Raw genomic sequence first — 3,150 nt, forward strand, 5'->3', positions numbered from 1 at the left:
TATCTGTACTCACTGAAACTGACCCTTCAGCATCCGGATTACATTTAAGCAGTGGTGTGTTGTTTTCTATGAGACTCTGGCTCAGGGAAGACGTCCTGCGCTTTGTCGATTCTACCTGTAACAGTGTCGTTGATCAGTTTGGGAATGATCTATCGATTGACTCAGCTACCCCGTTAGATCCTGATCACTATATGGGTGACATCCGCGGCAGTTATTGTACTGATGTTAATATGGTTCAGGGAGCATTTGGATTAAAAGACAGAGAGCAGGCATGGGGTTGGATATTAGGTGATAATACCGGTGAACTTGGCTGTGCATCTTCATTGGAGAAGACTTATCGAACAGGCTTTGCTTCAGTGAGCGCATGGTCTACGGCAGGTTTCGAAGTTGCGTGTAATGGCACTATGCCAACATCCGTTTCAACCACATTCTCTCCAGATACAACTCAGCTATCTAATGTTTCACAGATAACTAATGCTTCACACATATCTGCCAGAGTGGTAGGTAACAAAAGCGCTCTGGCCATAAACAGTGATAGGACGGAAGGATTAACTGAAGAGCAGAGAACTGTTTTGGGCGCATGCGTTGGCTTTTTTTTATTGGATCAAGTCATTACCCAAGTCTGGTACTTTTATTCAAACTACATCACGCAAGCCAGGACAAAATATATCAGTCAGGTGTCAGCGGCTGTGTTAGGTTTCGGCCTTCCGTTATTCCAGTCGGCATCACCCTGTTCCGTGGGGATGAGACCACTTGTACAGGAGTTTCTATTGCTAAGCAAAGATCAACCGTAGTTTGTTATTGTTCATAGCCTGTCCCCGGGAAGGTAAAACCCTTAAGTCGGAAATATGGATTATAAAGCAGCATTACCAAACCCGTTGTGAAGCCTCGCCTGCTTGGCTGGGCTGCGGGCAGTGATACAAGACAGGAACCCGCAGGGCAGCCATCCGCTTTTTTGTTCCATAAGCGTGGATGAGAAATCCAAGTCTGTGGGGTTTACTTGATGCTGGAAAAAACAGACGTCAAGAGGTTCGTTTTTTATTGGAGAAGGCTTTACCTTTATTTATGAAATATCCGGTCTAGGATAAATAACGACTTTAAAAAGGATTGTTATAGTAAGGATGCTTCTGTTTGAGCGTTTAAAACTGGACAGAGTGCAGTTATGATTATTTCCAGATCCGGGTTAGCAGGTGCTCTTTTGTCGGTAATTTATGCCTTCCCCAGTCATGCTTTCACCAAAGGTGGGTCAACGGGTGGTTACAGGTTTACAGAGGTTTCGGGTTGCTCTGAATTTGCCAGCACTGTCGACAGAGAGGTTTGCAGTCATCATTTGTCGGTTCTTAAGGATTTAATCAGGAAAAAGAACAATCAGGTATCTTCGACAAAACCTTCCCCAAGTGCTTCTCCGATTCCAGAAACGGTCAAGATAAGAAAAATTTCGGGTGCAACATCAAGGCTGGATTATGAGGTTCTTCGAACCTTCCACCCAACCTTGTTTATCTTTGATGCAGAGCGTTCATCCGAAAAGGGGCAGCGAGCTGTTTATGAATTGCAATTGTCGGAGCCCGTCACTGGCAGCTCCGGAAGGGTCAACAGTTTTCAGTTACCGGATAATTCGGCTTTTGTGGGAAACGGAACGGATATTCTGCCTGAATTTGTGATTCAGGGAAGCACAGAGAATCAATACGTGATGTCGGCAACCCGTAATGATTCTGTTTATTATCTGGCGAATATCGAAATCAATTCCAGAAATCCCATAAAGGCAGGCCGTTCAACAGCAACAGTTACTACAAGGAACGCTGGGGCAACCCCGACCAGAAAATATCACACACTGGCAGGTATTCTGGATCTGAAGGGAGCAGGTCTCTTTGTTGCAGACAACATTAGGGTGGTACTTGATCCAGCGAATAATAACAGGAGGATTAAGCCGGTAAATCTGGGTTGCACTGACGATGCTGACGGGATAGGACCAGAGGAACATTTCGTCTATCGATTTATGCACTCTGAATTTGCTCTTTTACAGGGCGTGCAGGGATCAAGGTATGCTCAACCGGCTGCAATGAATGTTGAATGTGATCAGAAAACAGGGCAAGTGCAGTTGACGATGAAAAACACTAAAACAGTCATATCGGTATCCTCAGAAATGGATACTCTTACGCCCGGATCGTCACGAAACAGTGGTGTGTTGTTCTCTATTAGCTTATCGTCCAGAGAAAACGTTCTGAGCTTTGTTGATTCTACCTGTAACAGCGTCGTTGATCAGCACGGCAATGATCTGTCCATTGATACAGCTCGTCTATCGGATCCTGATCACTTTATGGGTCGCGTCTATGACAGTACCTACTGTTCTGATATCAAAATGATAAATGGAGCGTTTGGATTAAAAGAAAGAGAACAGGCCTGGGGTTGGATACCTTTTAAATATCCCGATCAGCATCCCTGCTCGTCTGATTCAGAGAAGCGTTATCGAGCAGGGTTTGCGCCAGTGAGCGCATGGTCTTCGGCAGGTTTTGATGTTGCCTGTCATTGCACTATGCCAACATCCGCTTCATCCACAGTCTCTCCCTCTACAACTCAGGCAGCCTTCACTTCACCCGTACTTATTTATGATGCAGGTCATCCGGAGGGGCTGGTTATGAATAATACTGTCACTGCAGAATTAAAGGGTTTAGGAGCATTAGAAAATTTAACCACATTGGAAAAAATGGGCGTAGGTGCGGCCCTGCTTCTTGGCGATCAGACTATTACTCAAATTTGGTTCCATCTTTCAAAACGAATCAGGCAGGCTTGGATAAGGCGTACCAGTCAGGTGTTAGCGACTATTCTGGGTTTGGGTCTTCCTGCAGTAGTCCATGTGGTACCAAAATGTTTTAGTGGATTGAGAGGAGGGCGTAATCTATTGGGAAATAAAGACTTCTCGAAAGATCCAGCTCTACTCGATCCTGGTAGACTGTAGTTTTTGTTGTTATATCCCGCCCGTTGCAGGTGTCGTAAAACCTATCACCAGTCGGTAATCTGGATGATAAAGCAGCATTACCGACTTCCTTATGACAGCACTTTTGCTCCTCAGACAGGTTCGATGAATGATGACGGTTCTAGCAGCCTGTCGGACTTAAGGCTGTCCTACTACGGTTGCAATAAATTGGTCTA

At 45.2% G+C, this 3,150-nt stretch carries 2 protein-coding genes; both read left to right on the plus strand.

Features of this window, described 5'->3' with window-relative positions:
• A partial coding sequence (locus tag KDK19_RS05630) for a hypothetical protein (RefSeq protein ID WP_257291524.1) occupies positions 1 to 794 on the plus strand: 794 nt, incomplete at its 5' end.
• Between the two features lie 368 nt (positions 795 to 1,162).
• Positions 1,163 to 2,956, plus strand: a complete 1,794-nt coding sequence (locus KDK19_RS05635) for a hypothetical protein (RefSeq protein ID WP_257287104.1) — start codon at positions 1,163 to 1,165, stop codon at positions 2,954 to 2,956.
• The last annotated feature ends 194 nt before the right edge of the window (positions 2,957 to 3,150 follow it).

Source organism: Endozoicomonas sp. ONNA1, assembly GCF_024606325.1.
Lineage (GTDB): Bacteria > Pseudomonadota > Gammaproteobacteria > Pseudomonadales > Endozoicomonadaceae > Endozoicomonas_A.